Here is a 16,527-nt window from a genome sequence, read left to right on the forward strand (position 1 = left end):
GCCTAGCGGAGGCGCTGAGAGATGACCTTCGACACGCCGTCGCCCTGCATGGACACGCCGTAGAGCGCGTCGGCGACCTCCATCGTGCGCTTCTGGTGCGTGATGACGATCAGCTGCGAGGACTCCTGCAGCTCCTGCATGATCCGGATCAGCCGCTGGAGGTTGGTGTCGTCCAGGGCGGCCTCGACCTCGTCCATGACATAGAACGGGCTCGGCCGGGCCTTGAAGATCGACACCAGCATCGCCACCGCGGTCAGCGACCGCTCGCCGCCCGACAGCAGGGAGAGCCGCTTGACCTTCTTGCCCGGCGGCCGGGCCTCGACGTCCACGCCCGTGGTGAGCATGTTGTCGGGGTCGGTCAGGATCAGCCGTCCCTCGCCCCCCGGGAACAGCCGGCTGAAGACGCCCTCGAACTCGCGGGCCGTGTCCCGGTAGGCCTCGGTGAAGACCTGCTCGACGCGCTCGTCGACCTCCTTCACCACCTGGAGCAGATCGGCCCGGGTCTTCTTCAGGTCTTCGAGCTGCTCGCTGAGGAACTTGTGGCGCTCCTCCAACGCGGCGAACTCCTCCAGGGCGAGCGGGTTCACCTTGCCGAGCTGCTGGTAGGCGCGCTCGGCGGCCTTGAGCCGCTTCTCCTGCTCACCGCGCACGAACGGCCTCGGCTGGTTGCGCGGGTGCTCGGGGTCCTCCGGCAGCTCCTCGCCCTCGGCGGGCGGGGACGGCGGTACGAGCTGATGGGGGCCGTACTCGGACGCGAGCCCCGCGGGCTCCACGCCCAGCTCCTCCAGCGCCCTGGTCTCCAGTTGCTCGATCCGCAGCCGCTTCTCGGCGCCGAGCACCTCGCCGCGGTGGACGGAGTCGGTGAGCTTGTCGAGCTCGGCCTTGAGGTCGCGGCCGGCGGTGCGCGCGGCGGTCAGCTCCCGCTCCCGCGCGGCCTTGGCCGCCTCGGCCGCGGCCCGCTCCTGCTCGGCGCGGGTCAGGGACACCTCCACATGCGCGAGCAGCTGGCGCGCACCGGACGCGACGGCCTCCGCCACGGCCGCCTCGTGCCGCAGCCGCGCCCGCCGCTGTTCGGCACGCACGCGTGCCTCGCGCTCCGCGCGGGCGGCGCGGTCCAGCGAATCGGCCCGCCCGGCGAGCCCCTTCACCCGCTCCTCGTGCGTACGGACCTGGAGCCGGGCCTCCATCTCGGTCTGCCGGGCGTTGGCGCCGTCGGCCGCGAGCCGGTCCCGCACCGAGGTGTCCGGCTCCTCCTCGACCGGCATCTCCTCGGCAACGGCCAGCCGTTCGGCCAGCTCCTCGGCGTCCTGTACGGCCTTGTCGAGCGCCTCCTGCGCGCGTGCCGCCGCCGCCGTGGACCGCTCGGCCTCGCCGGCGGCACCGCGCGCCTGCCCGGCGAGCCGGCCCAGCTGCTGGGCCACGGCCGACTTCTCCCGGTCGGCGGCCCGGCGCCGCTCCCCCAGCTCCTCCACGAGCGCGGCGGCCTCGGTGCGCCGTCCGGTGGCCACGTGCTGCGCCTCGGTGAGTTCCTCGCACCGCACCGCCAGCTCTTCCAGCTCCGCCGCGGCCTCGTCCACGGAGGCCTGCACCTCCAGCAGACTGGGCGCCCCGGCCGACCCGCCGTGCGCGAAGTGCGCGCCGAGCAGGTCGCCTTCGGCCGTGACCGCGGTCAGCTCGGGGTGGGCGTAGACGAGATCCTCGGCGTCTTCGAGCGTGTCCACGACGACGATGCCGCGCAGCAGGCGGCGTACGGCGGGCATGAGTTCGGCGGGGCCGCGGACGAGGTCGGCCGCGAAGCGCTCCGCGCGAGGTGCCGTGAGCTCTGCTGGAAGCGCCGTGGTGGGCAGTCGGTCGTCCGCGGGTTCGTCGTGGCTGGTCGCGCCCACGTGGCGGCAGCCGCATGTCAGACACAGCCCCGCGCCCCTTTGGGGCGCAGGCTCCCGTTCCTTCGGCGCCCCCGCCAGCAGCAGCGCGGCGCGTCCCCCGTCCTGCTTGCGCAGGAGCCGGATCGCCTCGGCCGCCGATGCCGGTGTCGTCACGGCGACGGCGTCGGCCGCCGCGCCGAAGGCGGCGGCCAGGGGGACCTCGTAGCCCGGGGTCACCGTCAGGAGTTCCGCCGCCGGGCCGAGGAGTCCGGTGAGGCGGTCCCGGGCGCCCAGCAGTATGCCGGTGCCGTCCTTGCGCCTGAGGCCCAGCGCCAGCGCCTCGTGGCGGGCCTGGGTCGCGGCACGCCTGCGTTCGGCCGCGGTGGCCGCCTCACGGGCCGCGCTCAACGCGGACTCGGCCTCGGCGAGCTGTCGTTTCGCCGCCTCGTGCTGCTCGGCCAGGTCCGCGTCTCCGGCGTCGAGGCCGTCGACCTCGGCCTTGAGTGCCTCGTACTCCTCCTGGGCGGCGCCGGCACGCTCCTGCGCCTCGTCGCGGGCGGCGGCCAGGCGGTCGATCTCGGACTGGGCGGCGCCGGCTCGCGAACGGGCCGCGTTGACCTGGCCGTTGAGCCGGGCCAGGCCCTCGCGGCGGTCGGCGATCGCGCGGGCCACGTCCTTCAGGCGCCGCTCCTCGACGGCCAGTTCGCGCTCCAGCTCGGCACGGTGCGCGACCGTGTCCTCCAGAGCCCGCTCGGCCGCCTCCAGGGCCGCCTCCAGCTCGGCCTCCTGCTCGCGGATGCGGGCGGCCTCGCGCTCCATGTCCTCGGGGTCGCGGCCGCGCCGCTCCTCGGGGGGTGCGGAGGTGGCGCTCTTCACCCGGGCGTCGGCCAGCGAGATCGTGCCGCGCACCCGCTCGGCCAGCTGGGACAGCTCGTACCAGGTCTGCTGGGCGCGCTGGAGGCGCGGGGCGAGCTGCCGTACCTCGTCCTCCAGCAGTGCCTCCCGCTGGAGCGCCTTCTTCAGTTCCAGCTCGGCGGCTTCCTTGCGCTCCTTCAGGGCCGCCTCGTCGGCGATCTCGGTCTTCAGGGCCTCGCGCAGTCGTACGAGGTCGTCGGCGAGCAGGCGCAGGCGCGCATCGCGGAGGTCGGCCTGGATGACGGCGGCGCGGCGGGCGACCGCGGCCTGGCGGCCGAGCGGCTTCAGCTGGCGGCGCAGCTCGTCGGTGAGGTCCTGCACGCGCGCGAGGTTGGCCTGCATCGCGTCCAGCTTCCGCAGCGCCTTCTCCTTGCGCTTGCGGTGCTTGAGCACACCCGCGGCCTCCTCGATGAAGGCGCGGCGGCCCATCGGGTCCGCGTGCAGGACGGAGTCGAGCTGGCCCTGGCCGACGATGACGTGCATCTCGCGGCCGATGCCGGAGTCGGAGAGGAGGTCCTGGATGTCCAGGAGGCGGCAGGTGTCGCCATTGATCTGGTACTCGCTGCCGCCGTTGCGGAACATGATCCGCGTGATGGTGACCTCGGCGTACTCGATGGGCAGCGCCCCGTCGGAGTTGTCGATGGTCAGGGACACCTCGGCGCGGCCCAGCGGCGGACGGCCGGTGGTACCGGCGAAGATGACGTCCTCCATCTTGCCGCCGCGCAGCGACTTGGCGCCCTGCTCGCCCATGACCCAGCTGAGCGCGTCCACGACGTTGGACTTGCCCGAGCCGTTCGGGCCGACGACACACGTGATTCCCGGTTCGAACCGGAGCGTGGTCGCCGAGGCGAACGACTTGAACCCGCGGAGGGTCAGGGCCTTGAGGTGCACGCCGCTGGACTCTACCTTCCGCCGCTATCTCACTCCACGAACACTCGCAACCCCACGGTTTCGCCGTTGAACATGCAGGGCACACCAGACGTTAAAGACAGTGAAAGGATGCGCGGGGGAAAGAAAGAAGGGACGCCGAAGCGTCCCTTGCAACTCTGACGGCTGGGTCTCAGTCGTCTGACAACTTTGCGGTTGATTACGGGCAGCCCAACCGCTGCGACTGCTGTTGTGGAGCTGATGCAGCGATCAGGTGAGCGCAGGCTCCGCCTGGTGTGCGTCGATGCTCTCCATGATCCTGTCCTGAGAGGCGGCAGCCGTCAGCGCGTCGTTCTCCGCCTGGATCCGTACGAGCTCGGACTCCAGGTCCTGGACACGCTGCTGCAGCCGTCGCATCTCGGCGAGGAGTCGAGGGTCGGAGCCGCCGACGTAACCGAGAAGCGCCTTTGCCATGATGGATGGTCCTCCACACTGAGTGACCGACCGATGCGGTGTGGGTCGTGAGGGATTCGCACCCGCGGTGCTTGACACACTCGAGTGTTGCTCTGCAGTTCTCACATGCCAAACAGCTAAGGTGCGCGGGGCTTTCAGCGTCTCACCAAAAAGTTTGACGGTCAACACGATCACGCCCCGTATTGGCGGGCAAACCCGCGGCGCGCGGCCTGCGAACGGCGGCGCTGCTGCTCCTGCGGGGCCCTCAGGGCGTGACGATCAGCTGTACCGGTGGAGCCTGCCATGCCGCGCCCTTCTTGGCAACCACCAGCCCATTTCTGCTTCGGGCATGTGCCCGGGGCAGATCGCCACGGGCCGGCCTGCGGGGCGTTACAGGATCGGGTCAGCGGATGGCGAAGCCGTCGTAACCGCCGCGGGGTGTGTCCCAGATCTCGGTGACACCGTCCACGTGCCCGGGCGTGTCGCTACCCCCCAGCCAGTCCAGCAGCCCCTCGCACCCTGCACGCGGCCCTTCCGCGACCACTTGGACGCGGCCGTCGCCCAGATTGAGAGCAAAACCACTCAGCCCGCCGATCTCCAGCGCCCTGGCCCGCGTGAACCAGCGAAAACCCACACCTTGGACGCGTCCACGGACCCAGGCAACCAGTCGCACATCCTCGCTCATGGATGCAACCTAACGGGCCAAAGTCACTCGGAACACTTCCCGCCTCACCCGTATGGGGTACCGTCCCGACCCAATGCATCTCATATGAAACTCGCTCGATCGAGTGAGTCGGGTTGACCGGAGGTCAATCGCCCACCGCGGCGCCGTGCGCCGGGTCGACCCCGCGAGACGAGGAGAGGGCAAGGACATGGGACGCCACCGACGCTCCGCCGCCGGCCGCGCCGCCCCGGGCCGCGCCGCCCCGGGCCGCGCCACGGGGGTCACCCACCCGAACCGCTCCGTCACGGGCGGCGAAGGCCCGCAGAACTCGTACGCGGGTGACCGCGCCCCCATGGGTATCGCGCCTTACCTGAACCCGGAGGCGTACGCCGAGGCCAACGCCAGGAGCACGGCCTACCTGTACGCGATGGACGGCGAGCCGTCGCCGGACGGCTTCGGCGGCAGCGGGTTCACCCCGGCAGTCGGTCCGTCCCACGGCCACCGGCACCGCAAGAAGGCCGCGAAACCGGTGCGCACGGGCCTGCTCGGCGTCTCCGCCGCCGTCGCCCTCGGCACGGTCGCGGTGACCACGGGCGTGGTGCCGGGCCTGCAGCACTACCAGCTCGGCGGCGGTTCGCACACCACCGGCGGCGACCGGGTGCAGGCCGCGGACTCCCCCAGCAACACGACCACCGAGCAGGGCGGCACCTCGGGCAGCGCGGACAGCCCGGTCGGCGGCTCTTCCTCGAGCCGTGACACCGGGCCCTCGACATCGCCGACCCCGTCCGCCTCGGAGTCCGCGTCGGAGTCCGCATCGGCCTCCGCCACCCCGACGAAGAAGCCGCCGAAGAAGCCGAAGCCGGCCGCCACGGCCGCCAAGCCGAAGCACACCCCGTCACACAAGGCGACCAAGGCGCCGAAGGCGTCCTCCGCGCCGGCGACGGTGTCGGCCCAGGCAGCCGCCGAGGCGGAGGTGCTGAAGCTCGTCAACGAGGAGCGGGCCAAGGTCGGCTGCAGCGCGCTGGCGGCGAACTCCTCGCTGACCGAACTGGCCGAGGCGTTCAGCGGCGACATGGCCGCGCGGAACTTCTTCGACCACACCGACCCGGACGGGGCCACCCCGTGGGACCGGGCCGCGAAGGCGGGCATCACCGGCCTCGGCGGCGAGAACATAGCCCGCGGCCAGGCGGACGCGGCGGCCGTGATGCAGGCCTGGATGAACAGCCCCGGCCACCGCGCCAACATCCTGAACTGCGACTTCAAGACGCTCGGGGTCGGCGTTCACTTCGGGCCGGACGGCCCTTGGTGGACGCAGGACTTCGGCTACTGAGAGAACCGCAGGTCAGGTCCCTAAGCGTCCCCCTGGGCCGTCTCGGGGCCGTCATCCGCAGGTTCATCGCTCCCGAAGACGCGGTCAACGGCGGCCCGGGTACGGGTCTCGCTCGACGGCATCAGGTGCGTGTACGTCCGCAGCGTGAAGCCGGGATCGTGGTGACCCAGGTATTCGCTGAGTGCCTTGATGCTCTCCCCCGCGTCGAGCAGGACCGAGGCGTAGAAGTGCCTCAGGGCGTGCATGCCGTTGTCCCGCCCGGTCGCGACATCCGCAGCGCGGAGAGCCGGCCGCCACATGCGGTCATTGAACCGGTTACGGTCCAGCGCGAGGCCCCTGGAACCGGTGAAGATCAGCGACGCTGTGGCCGGCGGGCCATCGAGCACCAAGGCACCCGGCTGAGCTGGGGAGAGTGGTGGGTGAGGAGGTAGGCGGCTAATTAGTCGTGCTTGGGCCAGATCGGGCCCTGGTCGGTCCAGATGACGCCCTTGTTGCGGCACAGGCAGAAGGGGTGGCCGATCGGGTCGGTGTAGACCTGCCAGCCGTAGCCATTGGGGCCGATGAAGTCCTGCCTTAGCGTCGCGCCGAGGTCGAGGACGCGGCGCTGCTCGGACTCGATCTCGTCCACTTCGAAGTCGAGGTGGAACTGCTTGGGGTGCTCACTGTCGGGCCACTGCGGAGCGCGGTAGTCGTCCACCCGGATGAATGCCAGCTCGATCTCGCCGAACTGGATGCCAGCCCAGTCCTCGGAGCTGCCTTCCTTGATCGGACGGCCCGTCACCTCGGAGTAAAAGGCCGCCAGCTTCATCGTGTCCGGGCAGTCGATAATGAAATCGGTGAGTCGCAGCATCTCGCGATCTTGTCACAAGCTCACACCCGACTTCCTGGGGGCTTCGCCCCCAGACCCCGTTCACCAGGGGCGGCCGGGTTTGTACCGCAGGTGCGGATCAGCAGCGGACTTCGGCGGAGCCGCTTAGTAGGCTGTGTTGGGTTTGTCAAGAGCGCCCCTCATCGCTGACATCAACGGCTGACATCAACAGGGGCGAACGGCAACGGTCAGCGCCGAACACCGACGGACGATCCATCGAGACCAGAGCGAGTTGGCCGACGTCCATGACCCCACATGATCGACCTGATGAGGATGAGGCCGCACCGCAAACCTTGTGAACCGGCGCGTGGCGTTGGCCCCCACCGACCGCGACGTCAAGCCGACCTGGCGGTCACACGAGGCAGTGGCCGAGCAGCCACCGCGCGTTGTGCGCGGACAGTGTCAGCTCGTCTTCGTCCCCGGCGTCGATCACCAGCACCACCTCATCGCTCGGCCAGCGAGAGGCCAGGTCCCGCAGGGTGACACGCCTGTAGCAGGGGACCTGAGGAAAGGCCCTGAGTAGCCGTTCCTCCGAAGTGAAGACCATGACCGCGGGGGCGTCGTCGACGCTTTCGATCACCGGCAGCACAAGCCGCACAAGTTCACTGCGGTCACGCGTGTACCGGATCCCGCCGATCGCAGGAATCAGCACGTCACAGCCGGCCAGCGCTTCCAGCGCCCGTGGGTCCACCGCGGTGGACAGGTCTTGCAGAGCTTTCCGCGCCACCAACTCGAAGACCTCTGCCGGGATCTCAGTCATAGCGCCCCACCCTTTTTACACAGAGCCGCCCCCCGGGACGACGGATCGTCTACCCGCGATCGGTCCGATCATGCGGTGAGTCCGCGCACGAACGCCGACCCGGGGCCGTCTCGGGGCCGTCTCGGGGCCGTCAAGGGCGCTCAACGACGACCAACGCTGACAACCACCGACAGTCAAGTCGCAGGTCGCAGCGTTGATCGATTACACGGCCGCAGGTCAGAGACCAGGCCCTTCACTTCTTCGGCTACTGAGACAGCCCGTCGGACACCGATCGTCGGAAATGGCCCTCAGGCACTGACCGTCGGGTGCTGAGCGAGTTACGCGGCGGCGCGGCCCAGCGCGAACACCTTCGCCGTCTCCGTCACCCGGCGGCCCAGGTGCTCGGCCGTGGCCACGTCGGCCTTGTGCACGGCCTCCGGGCCCTCGTCCACGTTGGACTGGGCGGCCGCGCCCGCGAAGAAGCCGAGGCGGTTGAGGTCGTGCTCGGAGCCGTCGCTGTTGTTCCAGCCGGGGTGCAGGCCGAGGTTGACCCAGTTCATGCCGTGCTGGGCGGCGAGGATCTGGAAGAACTGCAGGGTGTGCAGCTTGTCGCCGCTCTTGGAACCGGAGTTGGTGAAGCCGGCCGCCAGCTTGTCCTTCCAGTCCTGGCCGAACCAGCGCTTGGAGGACGCCTCGGCGAAGACGTGGAAGGCGCCGGACGCGGTGCCCATGTAGGTGGGCGAGCCGAAGACGATCGCGTCGGAACGGTCCAGGGTCTCCCACTGCTCGTCGGTGATCTCGTCCACCTTGATCAGGTGCACCTCGGCACCGGCCTCCGCGGCACCGGCGCGGACGGCCTCGGCGAGCACGGCGGTGTGGCCGTAGCCGGAGTGGTAGGCGATGGACACAACGGGGGTGGTCATGATTGCTCCTCTAGGCAAGCCAAACACTCGAACAGCCCGAACGGGCAGCTCATAAGCGGTAACCACAGGAAAGCACTAACTTCTGGATAGTGCAACCTGTTGGTTAGCGCTGCGCTCGCGTACCCTTGCGGTATGACCGGCATGACCCAGGAGCAGGACGATCTCGCATACAACGTGTTCGCCAAGGCATGCCCGTCGCGCGGCACGCTGGAGCACGTCACGGGCCGCTGGGGCGGCCTGACGCTCGGCGCGCTGTACGAGGGCTCGCTGCGCTTCAACGAGCTGCGCCGCCACGTCGACGGCGTGAGCGAGAAGATGCTGTCCCAGACCCTGCACGCGCTGGAACGCGACGGCCTGGTGCACCGCGAGGCCCAGCCGACCAACCCGCCCCGCGTGGACTACGACCTGACGCCCCTCGGCCGCCGGGTCGCCGAGCGGCTGCTCGCCCTCATCCACTGTGTGGAGGGCTCGATGGACGACGTCCTCGCGGCCCGCGCGGCGTACGACACCCGGCAGCCGTCGTAGCCCGACCGGGAGTCAGTCCTCGTCGCCGTACCCGGGCAGCGCCACGGGGGTTCCGTTCAGCCCTTCCGCGGTGGCCGCTGGCACTTCGGGCAGAAGTAGCTGGACCGGTTCATCCAGGGGCGGCGGCGCACGGGGGTGCCGCACCGCTTGCAGGGCAGGCCCTCACGGCCGTACGCGTCCAGGGACCGGTCGAAGTAGCCCGACTCGCCGTTGACGTTGACGTACAGGCTGTCGAAGCTGGTGCCGCCGACGGCGAGGGCCGCGTTCATCACGTCGCGGACGTGGCCGAGCAGTTCCGTCGTGACCGGGCGGGTGAAGTTGGCCGTGGGGCGCTCGTAGTGGATGCGGGCGCGCCACAGGGCCTCGTCCGCGTAGATGTTGCCGACCCCACTGATCAGCGACTGGTCCAGCAGAGCCCGCTTGATGGTGGTCCGCTTGCGCCGCAGGGCCAGGTGGAAGGCCTCGTCGTCGAACAGCGGGTCGAGGGGGTCGCGGGCGATGTGCGCGATGACGTCGGGCAGGCCCTCGGGGGTGTTGTCGTGCAGCGAGAGGCCGCCGAAGGTGCGCTGGTCCACGAAGCGCAGCTCGGTGCCCAGGGAGTCGGCGAAACGGACGCGGATGCGCAGATGCTTCTCGTCCGGCGCCTCGTGCGGCTGCACCAGCAGCTGGCCGCTCATGCCGAGGTGGGCCAGGACGGACTGGTTCGTCTCCTCCAGCGGCAGCCACAGGTACTTGCCGCGCCGGCTGGGGGTGCCGATGTGGTGGCCCTTGAGGCGGTGCGCGAAGTCGTCGGCCCCCGCGATGTGCCGGCGCACGGCGCGCGGGTGGAGCACCTCGACGTCGGCGACGGTGCGATGGGCGACCCACCGCGCAAGGCCCCGCCGGACGACCTCGACCTCAGGCAACTCGGGCATCTGGACCCCCGTACGGACCGGTGGATGAGCCGAGCGCCCGCCCGGAGACAGACTTCGGACGGGCGCTCGGTGTTGTGCTCTTGCAGGTCAGGCGGTGGCGGACGACGTGTCGTCCTTCGCGGCCTCCTTGGCCGCCTTGGCGCGCTCGTCCGCCGCGGCCCGGATGGACCGCCAGGCGGACTCGGCGGCCTGCTGCTCCGCCTCCTTCTTGCTGCGGCCGGTGCCGGTGCCGTACGAGACGCCCCCGACGCGGGCGGCAGCAGTGAAGGTCTTCTCGTGGTCGGGGCCGGTCTCCGTGACCAGGTACTCGGGCACGCCGAGCCCCTCGATCGCGGTCAGCTCCTGGAGGCTGGTCTTCCAGTCCAGGCCGGCTCCGAGGTTCGAGGACTTCTCGATCAGCGGGTCGAAGAGCCGGTGCACCAGCTCGGACGCCGCGTCGAGGCCCTGATCGAGATAGACCGCACCGATCACCGCTTCGAGGGTGTCGGCGAGGATGGACGCCTTGTCCCGGCCGCCCGTGCCCTCTTCACCCCGGCCGAGCCGGATGAAGGCGCCCAGGTCGAGGCCGCGGCCCACTTCCGCCAGCGCACGCGAGTTGACCACCGCGGCCCGCAGCTTGGCCAGCTGGCCCTCGGGCAGGTCGGGGTGGGTGCGGTACAGCGTGTCCGTGACGACGAGGCCGAGCACGGAGTCCCCGAGGAACTCCAGCCGCTCGTTCGTCGGCAGACCGCCGTTCTCGTACGCGTAGGAACGGTGGGTCAGCGCACGCACCAGAAGGGCGGACTCGAGCTGGTAGCCGAGCCGCCCTTCCAGAAGCGTGTGGGACGAGGCCGTGTTGTCCGTCTTCTTCTTGACGGATGAGTCCGCCTTGGCGTCTTCCGCCTTCTTGGGACTGGACACAGTGCCTCTCACCAGCCCGCTCAGACTTCGAGGACCTGGCGCTTGTTGTAGGTGCCGCAAGACGGGCACGCAATGTGCTGCTGCTTGGGCTCGTGGCAGCGCTCGCACGCAACCAGGGTGGGGACCGCAGCCTTCCACTGCGACCGGCGGTGGCGCGTGTTGCTGCGCGACATCTTCCGCTTCGGAACAGCCACGGCTACTTCTCCTGCTTCTCGTCGACGCCCGCTTCGGCGCCGCTCATCTCGTCCTTCTCGCCGGGTTCGAGCGAACCGGCGAGTCCCTGCAGTGCCGCCCAACGGATGTCGACGGCGTCATGGTGGTGGTCCGGGTCGTCCGTGAGTCGCGCTCCGCACTCGGAGCACAGGCCCGCGCAGTCGTCCTGGCACACCGGCTGCATCGGCAGTGCAAGCACCACCGCATCACGCAGCAGAGGCTCGAGGTCGAAGAGTCCGTCCTCGAGGAAGAACCTGTCCTCGTCGTCCTCGGCGTCGTCGCCCGGTTCCGCGATCACGCGGCCCCGGTCGTCGGCGTCAGGGTACGAGAACAGCTCCTGGAAGTCCGCTTCGAGCTCCAGCTCGACCGGCTCCAGACACCTTACGCACTCCCCCTCGGCCTGTGCACGGGCGGTGCCCGTGACGAGCACCCCTTCCATGACCGACTCGAGCCGGAGTTCGAGTTCCACCGGGGCGCCTTCCGGTACTCCGATGACTCCCTGGATACCGAGATCCGCGGGGGCGTCGATCTCGCGAGTCAGGCGCTGCAGCGCGCCAGGACGCCGACCCAGCTCGTGCGTGTCGAACACGAGGGGGTTGCGGTGGTCGAGGCGGGCGTTGGGAGCCATTCCTGCTTTCGATCTTCGAACTCGGAGGGACGCCACCCGTCGGTGTCCCGGGCAGCGTTGATCGCGGACGTACGCGCGACCGAAGAGCCAGGATACTGGACCTTTCGCTCAGGGCCCAATCCGGTACCCGGCTACAGACCCCGGCCCTGTTCGTAGGCCCGCAGCTGCTCCGCAGTGATCATGCTCGTGTCGAAGAGGCTGGTCTCGTCGAGAGCGTAGCCCTGATGGGACTGGGGCTGCTGCTGGGGCTGCTGGGACTCGTAGGCGGCCTGCTGGGCGTCGTAGCCCTGGAAGGGCGCATCTCCCGCCGGAGCGTAGCCCGAGGTGGGGGCGTAGGGATCGGCCTGCTGGTAGCCGTACGGGTCCTGCTGGGCGTAGTCGGACTGCTGCGGGAAGCCCGCGTACGGGTCCGGCTGCTGCTGGTAGCCGTAGGCCGGCTGCGGCTCGTACGACGGCTGCGGCGGCTGGGGCGGCTGGGGCTGGGCCGGGCGCTCGGCCGGGGTGTCGGCGACGGCCGCGAGGTCGGCGAGGTAGTCGGCGTCGCTGGAGTGCTGGAAGGTCGTGGTGTCGTCGGCGAGCACGCCGAGGTCGTCCGTGGCGATCCGGCCGTGCAGCTTCTGCCGGCCGCGGCCGACGGCCTCCAGGGTCTTGGCGAGGACCGCCTCGAAGGCGCCCAGCTTGGCGTCGACGTAGGCGTCCGCGTTGTGGCGCAGGGTCTCCGGGTCCTGGCTGCGCTCGGGGGCGTCCTCGTCCTCGTAGCCGTTCTCGTCCAGGCCGGGCCCCGTGCCGAGCAGCTTCTCGCGGCCGCGGCCGACCGAGCCGAGGGTCTTGGTGAGGACGACCTCGAAGTTGGCGAGCTTGGAGTCGACGTAGTCGTCGGCCTCGGCGCGGACCTCCTCGGCCTCCGTGCGGGCCTCGGCGAGGATCCGCTCGGCCTCGGCCTGGGAGCGGCGGGCGATCTCGGTGTCGGAGATCAGCGAGCCCCGCTCGGCGTGCGCGTTCCCGATGATCCGCTCGGCCTCCTGACGGGCCTGCTCGACCATCTGGTCGCGGTCGCCGATCAGCTCCTGCGCCTGCGCGAGGGAGCCGGGCAGGGCCTGGCGCACCTCTTCGAGCATCGCGAGCAGCTCGGCGCGGTTGACCACGCACGACGCCGACATGGGCATGGACCGGGCGCCGGAGACCGTGGAGACGATCTCGTCGAGCTTCTTCTGGACGTCCACCTGTGCTCGCCACTCTCTACAGCTGTGTTGGAGACGGACGGGACGACTGTAGCCCGTTCAGTCCTTGCGCAGACGCCCGTTGAGGGCCTCGAGGACGGAAGGCGGCACCAGGTGGGAGACGTCGCCGCCCCAGGCCGCGACCTCCTTGACGAGCGAGGAGGACAGGAAGCTGTAGGTCGGGTTGGTCGGCACGAACAGCGTCTCGACTCCCGTCAGGCCGATGTTCATCTGGGCCATCTGGAGCTCGTAGTCGAAGTCGCTGACCGCGCGCAGGCCCTTCACGATGGCCGGGATGTCGCGCTGCTTGCAGTAGTCGACGAGGAGGCCGTGGAAGGACTCGACGATCACGTTGCCGTACTCGGCGGTGACCTCGCGGATCAGCTCGATCCGCTCGTCGATCTCGAACAGGCCCTTCTTGGACTTGTTGATCATCACCGCGACGTAGACCTCGTCATACAGACGGGAAGCGCGGGCGATGATGTCGAGATGTCCGTTGGTGATCGGGTCGAACGACCCGGGACAGACGGCGCGGCGCACTTGTGATCCCTCGCTCTCCGGTCCGGTCATCGTGCGTCTTCGCACGTAGAGGCGGCGCGACCGTACCAAAACGTTCCCTCGCCGTAACGACGGGACCGGAGCGCCTCGAAACCGTCCGGCCAGTGGAATTCGCCGCCTCTGGTGCTGCGCTCCACGGTGACGAGGGCTTCCTCGGCGAGCCAGCCCTCCGAGCGGAGTGTGAGCAGAATCTCCCGAAGATCGTCGTCTCCAACGGCGTACGGGGGGTCCAGGAAGACGAGGTCGTACGGCTCCGCAGGGGGTGCCGTTCTGATGATCTGTTCCGCTTTGCCTGCTCTTACCTCTGCGCCGGGCAGGTCCAGGTTTTTCACGTTCTCACGGACGATCTTCGCTGCGCGGGCGTCCGCCTCGACCAGGAGGGTGTGGCTCGCGCCTCGGGACAGCGCCTCCAGGCCCACGGCGCCGGAGCCGGCGTAGAGGTCGAGGACCCGTTCGCCGTCCAGGGGGCCGCCGAGGAGGGATTGCCAGGTGGAGAAGAGACCTTCGCGGGCGCGGTCGGAGGTGGGGCGGGTGCCGGTACCGGGCGGCACGGCGAGGCGACGTCCGCCGGCTGCGCCGGCGATCACGCGGGTCATCTTCGGTCCTCGGTTGTGGGTGTGTGCAGGTTCAGTGTGGCTGGTCGTGCCCACGCGGCGGAGCCGCATATCGATATTGTCCCGCGCCCCTTGGGGAGTCTCCCTCACCCCTTTTCCAGGTACTGCTCCCTTTCCTCGTCCAAAAGCGCTTCCAACGCCGTGCGCAGGCCGGGAAGGTCCTCCAAGTCGGGATCGGCTGCCACTACCGCCGCCGCCTCCTCTCTCGCCTCGGCGATGACCTCCTCGTCCTCGATGACCGCCAGGACGCGGAGGCTGGTGCGGGCGCCGGACTGGGCCTGGCCGAGGACGTCGCCCTCGCGGCGCTGTTCCAGGTCGATGCGGGAGAGTTCGAAGCCGTCGAGGGTGGAGGCCACGGCGTTCAGGCGCTGGCGGGCGGCGCTGGCCTCGGGCATCTCGGTGACCAGGAGGCACAGGCCTGGGGCCGAGCCTCGGCCCACGCGGCCGCGGAGCTGGTGGAGCTGGGAGACGCCGAAGCGGTCCGCGTCCATGATCACCATGGCGGTGGCGTTCGGGACGTTCACGCCGACCTCGATGACCGTGGTGGCGACCAGGACGTCGGTCTCGCCGGCGGCGAAGCGGCGCATGACCGCGTCCTTGTCGTCGGGGTGCATACGGCCGTGGAGGACCTCGACCTTGAGACCCTGGAGGGGGCCCTTGGCCAGTTGGCCGGCCACGTCGAGGACGGCCAGGGGCGGGCGCTTCTCGGCCTCGTCCTCCGGGGACTTCTTCGCCTTCTTCGGGTCGTCCTCGTCGTCGCCGATCCGGGGGCAGACGACGTACGCCTGATGGCCGTTCCCCACCTCCTCGCGCACCCGCTCCCAGGCGCGGGCCAGGAAGTGCGGCTTGTCGGCGGCGGGGACCACGTGGGTGGCGATCGGGGAGCGGCCGGCCGGGAGCTGGTCCAGGACGGAGGTCTCCAGGTCGCCGAAGACCGTCATCGCGACCGTGCGCGGGATGGGGGTGGCCGTCATGACCAGCAGGTGCGGGGGCTGCTTGCCCTTGCCGCGCAGGGCGTCGCGCTGCTCCACGCCGAAGCGGTGCTGCTCGTCGACCACGACCAGGCCGAGGTCGTGGAACTGCACCTTGTCCTCGATCAACGCGTGCGTGCCGATCACGATCCCGGCGTCCGCGGTGACGAGATCGAGCAGCGCCTGACGGCGTGCGGCGGCCCCCATGGAGCCGGTGAGCAGCACGACCTTGGTGGCGTGCTCGGCGCCGCCCAGCATGCCGCCCTCGGCCAGCTCGCCCATCATCTCGACGATCGACCGGTGGTGCTGCTGGGCGAGCACCTCGGTGGGCGCGAGCATGGCGGCCTGCCCGCCCGCGTCGACGACGGCGAGCATGGCGCGGAGCGCGACCAGGGTCTTTCCGGAGCCGACCTCCCCCTGGAGCAGCCGGTGCATCGGATGCTCCGTCGCCAGGTCGTCGAAGATCTCCTTGGAGACCTTCTGCTGGCCCTCGGTGAGGGTGAAGGGCAGGCGGTCGTCGAAGGCCGTGAGGATGCCGTCGGGCTTCGGTCGGCGGGGCACGGCCGGGAGTTGGGCGTCGGCGTGGCGCCGGCGGGCCAGGGCGACCTGGAGGACGAAGGCCTCGTCCCACTTCAGGCGGGCGCGGGCGTCGGCGATGTCGGCCTTGGTGTGCGGGCGGTGGATCTTGAGGAGGGCCTCGGGGAGGGGGACCAGGCCCCGGCCCTCGCGGAGGGAGGGCGGCAGCGGGTCGAGGGCCTCCTCGGCGCTGGGCAGCACCGTCTGGACGGCCTTGCCGATCTTCCAGGACTCCAGCTTGGCGGTGGCCGGGTAGATGGGGATGAGGGCGCCGGCCCAGGACTCGACGGTCTCGCCGCTGTCGTCGCGCAGCAACTCGTAGGCAGGGTGAGCGAGTTGGAGGCGGCGGTTGAAGACGGAGACCTTGCCGGCGAACATCGCGCGGGTGCCCGGCAGCAGCTCCTTGTGGGGCTTGTGAACGCCGTTGCCGAAGAAGACCAGTTGGAGCCGGCCGCTGCCGTCCGTGATGGTGACCTCCAGGCGCTGGCCCTTGCCGCGCGGGGCCTTGGCGGAGGCGAAGGTGTGCAGGCGGGCGTCGGCGACCTGGGCGACCACCGTGACGTGTTCGTCCATGGGGAGGTCGGCGAGGTGCGTGAGCTGGCCGCGCTCCTCGTATCTGCGCGGATAGTGGTGCAGGAGGTCGCCGACGGTCTGCAGGCCGAGGTGCTCGGCCATCACCTTCGCGGTGGCGGGGCCGAGCACCTTCTTCAGTGGTTCTTCCAGTGCGGGCACGAGATCCATTGCACACCACGGCACTGACAATGCCGAAGACATGCCCGTCAGG

The 16,527-nt window shown here is 70.2% G+C and carries 17 protein-coding genes; 2 read left to right on the forward strand and 15 right to left on the reverse strand.

The features are described from left to right. Window positions 1-2 precede the first annotated feature (2 nt). The 3 genes from ACWC5O_RS37020 to ACWC5O_RS37030 form a co-directional block, all read right to left on the reverse strand. Window positions 3-3,671, reverse strand: a complete 3,669-nt coding sequence (locus ACWC5O_RS37020) for an AAA family ATPase (RefSeq protein ID WP_450590967.1) — start codon at window positions 3,669-3,671, stop codon at window positions 3-5. A 246-nt stretch (window positions 3,672-3,917) separates the two neighbouring features. Next, window positions 3,918-4,121: a hypothetical protein gene (locus ACWC5O_RS37025; protein WP_023546484.1), complete on the reverse strand. Its 204-nt coding sequence runs from the start codon at window positions 4,119-4,121 to the stop codon at window positions 3,918-3,920. A gap of 382 nt (window positions 4,122-4,503) precedes the next feature. Further along, window positions 4,504-4,785, reverse strand: a complete 282-nt coding sequence (locus ACWC5O_RS37030) for an acylphosphatase (protein ID WP_450590966.1) — start codon at window positions 4,783-4,785, stop codon at window positions 4,504-4,506. Window positions 4,786-4,972: 187 nt separating this feature from the next. Between ACWC5O_RS37030 and ACWC5O_RS37035 the strand changes: the two genes are divergently transcribed. Next, a complete protein-coding gene (locus tag ACWC5O_RS37035) occupies window positions 4,973-6,094 on the forward strand; it encodes a CAP domain-containing protein (RefSeq protein WP_450590964.1) in 1,122 nt (373 codons plus the stop codon). A 20-nt stretch (window positions 6,095-6,114) separates the two neighbouring features. Here the strand turns inward: ACWC5O_RS37035 and ACWC5O_RS37040 are convergent, their stop codons facing one another. The 4 genes from ACWC5O_RS37040 to ACWC5O_RS37055 form a co-directional block, all read right to left on the reverse strand. Then, window positions 6,115-6,594, reverse strand: coding sequence for a tyrosine-type recombinase/integrase (locus ACWC5O_RS37040; protein WP_450781166.1), 480 nt, complete (start codon window positions 6,592-6,594; stop codon window positions 6,115-6,117). Beyond that, the gene (locus ACWC5O_RS37045) at window positions 6,534-6,944 is read right to left on the reverse strand and encodes a VOC family protein (RefSeq protein WP_387692121.1); all 411 of its coding nucleotides are present in this window, start codon (window positions 6,942-6,944) and stop codon (window positions 6,534-6,536) included. Before ACWC5O_RS37045 ends, ACWC5O_RS37040 begins: the two co-directional genes overlap by 61 nt. Window positions 6,945-7,314: 370 nt before the next feature. Continuing rightward, a complete protein-coding gene (locus ACWC5O_RS37050; protein WP_450590961.1) occupies window positions 7,315-7,722 on the reverse strand; it encodes an SseB family protein in 408 nt (135 codons plus the stop codon). A gap of 317 nt (window positions 7,723-8,039) precedes the next feature. Beyond that, window positions 8,040-8,624, reverse strand: a complete 585-nt coding sequence (locus ACWC5O_RS37055) for a flavodoxin family protein (RefSeq protein WP_450590959.1) — start codon at window positions 8,622-8,624, stop codon at window positions 8,040-8,042. A 132-nt stretch (window positions 8,625-8,756) separates the two neighbouring features. Between ACWC5O_RS37055 and ACWC5O_RS37060 the strand changes: the two genes are divergently transcribed. Continuing rightward, entirely contained in the window at window positions 8,757-9,149 is a 393-nt protein-coding gene (locus tag ACWC5O_RS37060) for a winged helix-turn-helix transcriptional regulator (protein ID WP_450590957.1), read from the forward strand. A 56-nt stretch (window positions 9,150-9,205) separates the two neighbouring features. Here the strand turns inward: ACWC5O_RS37060 and mutM are convergent, their stop codons facing one another. The 8 genes from mutM to recG form a co-directional block, all read right to left on the reverse strand. Further along, window positions 9,206-10,063, reverse strand: a complete 858-nt coding sequence (mutM, locus tag ACWC5O_RS37065; RefSeq protein WP_450590955.1) for a bifunctional DNA-formamidopyrimidine glycosylase/DNA-(apurinic or apyrimidinic site) lyase — start codon at window positions 10,061-10,063, stop codon at window positions 9,206-9,208. 87 nt (window positions 10,064-10,150) lie between these two features. Next, window positions 10,151-10,975, reverse strand: a complete 825-nt coding sequence (rnc, locus tag ACWC5O_RS37070) for a ribonuclease III (RefSeq protein ID WP_450590954.1) — start codon at window positions 10,973-10,975, stop codon at window positions 10,151-10,153. 8 nt (window positions 10,976-10,983) lie between these two features. Then, window positions 10,984-11,157 (reverse strand): 50S ribosomal protein L32, encoded by a 174-nt coding sequence (gene rpmF / locus ACWC5O_RS37075; RefSeq protein ID WP_003951102.1) that lies wholly within the window; start codon window positions 11,155-11,157, stop codon window positions 10,984-10,986. 2 nt (window positions 11,158-11,159) lie between these two features. Next, window positions 11,160-11,804, reverse strand: coding sequence for a YceD family protein (locus tag ACWC5O_RS37080; protein ID WP_450590953.1), 645 nt, complete (start codon window positions 11,802-11,804; stop codon window positions 11,160-11,162). 131 nt (window positions 11,805-11,935) lie between these two features. Then, window positions 11,936-13,027 (reverse strand): cell division initiation protein, encoded by a 1,092-nt coding sequence (locus ACWC5O_RS37085; RefSeq protein WP_450590952.1) that lies wholly within the window; start codon window positions 13,025-13,027, stop codon window positions 11,936-11,938. Between the two features lie 57 nt (window positions 13,028-13,084). Then, the gene (gene coaD / locus ACWC5O_RS37090; RefSeq protein ID WP_450591010.1) at window positions 13,085-13,564 is read right to left on the reverse strand and encodes a pantetheine-phosphate adenylyltransferase; all 480 of its coding nucleotides are present in this window, start codon (window positions 13,562-13,564) and stop codon (window positions 13,085-13,087) included. A 26-nt stretch (window positions 13,565-13,590) separates the two neighbouring features. Continuing rightward, window positions 13,591-14,178, reverse strand: coding sequence for a 16S rRNA (guanine(966)-N(2))-methyltransferase RsmD (rsmD, locus tag ACWC5O_RS37095; protein ID WP_450590951.1), 588 nt, complete (start codon window positions 14,176-14,178; stop codon window positions 13,591-13,593). A gap of 104 nt (window positions 14,179-14,282) precedes the next feature. Further along, entirely contained in the window at window positions 14,283-16,484 is a 2,202-nt protein-coding gene (gene recG / locus ACWC5O_RS37100; RefSeq protein WP_450590950.1) for an ATP-dependent DNA helicase RecG, read from the reverse strand. Window positions 16,485-16,527: the final 43 nt, after the last annotated feature.

It is taken from the genome of Streptomyces sp. NPDC001450 (genome assembly GCF_053597295.1).